Origin of the sequence: Neorhizobium huautlense, assembly GCF_002968575.1 — a bacterium.
GTDB classification, from domain to species: domain Bacteria; phylum Pseudomonadota; class Alphaproteobacteria; order Rhizobiales; family Rhizobiaceae; genus Neorhizobium; species Neorhizobium huautlense.
Genome location: NZ_PVBM01000089.1, coordinates 1 through 1,263, shown reverse-complemented (window position 1 = coordinate 1,263; position 1,263 = coordinate 1). Strand labels below are relative to the sequence as shown.

1 pseudogene is annotated in these 1,263 nt (G+C 54.7%); it reads right to left on the bottom strand.

Features of this window, described 5'->3' with window-relative positions:
• Positions 1-268: 268 nt before the first annotated feature.
• Positions 269-1,263, bottom strand: a pseudogene (locus C5L12_RS27700) (IS110 family RNA-guided transposase); the annotation flags it as partial.

The window sequence follows — 1,263 nt, the reverse complement described above, 5'->3', positions numbered from 1 at the left end:
CATGTATGGATGCCCCCGTTCATGCAAGTTTTTCTTTGAGCGGTTTGAACGTGTGATTGGATGCGGTCATGTATCAGGCCTTTGATGCAGTCTGGAATTTACTGCTGGCCGGTATGGAGCTAAGCGGGGCTGGCGCAAATCAGTTCTACGAGCTCGTGGCTCACTGAGCCGGGTGCATTTCCAGCCCCTCTTTCCAATCTTTTGTCCTTACCATTCGCTGATCTCCTCACACGCCGACGATCCGATCTCGCTATATCGCTAGCTTTGCTTACGCGGTTGCGAGACCGGAATCTTTGTAATTCTCCTTCTTCGTCATCATCGCCCAGACGGATCGCGCCATCTTGTTGGCTAACGCAATAGCGACGAGCATACGTGGCTTGCGCGTCAACATACGTCCCAGCCATGAGCTCCCGGAGGGGGCTTTCGGCATGCCCATCGGATCACCGTCATTGCGCCGATAATCAAAAGCCGTCGGATATCGCGCTGTCCCATCTTCGACGTCCGGCCAAGCACCTGCTTTCCGCCGCTCGAATGTTGTTTAGGTACAAGCCCGAGCCATGCTGCAAAATCGCGCCCCTTCTGAAACGTCGTCATAGTTGGAGCAAAGGCCTCGATCGCTATGGCCGTGATCGGTCCTACGCCGGGCATTGACATCAGCCGAGCGGTATTATCCGATTGCTGAGCTTCAGATTTGAGTACCTTCTCCAAGTTGGAGATACGGGCAGTTAGAAGATCAATCTGCTCCAAATAAATCCGGGCAGTTTCCACAACCAGGAGCTCAAGGCCGCTATCATCGTCTTCTACGATCCCCCTCAACGCGGCCAAGCTTGCAAGCCCCTGCGGTGCGACGACCCCATGTTCTGCCAAGTGAGCACGAAGGGCGTTAATCAACTGCGTCCGCTGACGCACAAATAGATCGCGCGTCCGAAAGATCATGGAAGAAGCTTGCTGCTTCTCCGTCTTCGGCACGACAAACCTCATCGAGGGGCGGATGGCGGCCTCTACGATGGCTTCAGCATCTGCCGCGTCATTCTTCTGCCGTTTGACGAAAGGCTTCACATAAGCGGGTGGTAACAATCGAACTTCATGGCCAAGCTTCCCGATCTCACGAGCCCAGTAATGCGCAGTCGCACATGCTTCCATCGCAACGACACACCTCGGCAATTCCGAGAAGAAAGCCAAGACATGAACGCGAGATAGCTTCCTACGAAATACCAAACCGCCATCGGCGCTGGCAGCATGGAGCTGGAATACCCGCTTTGC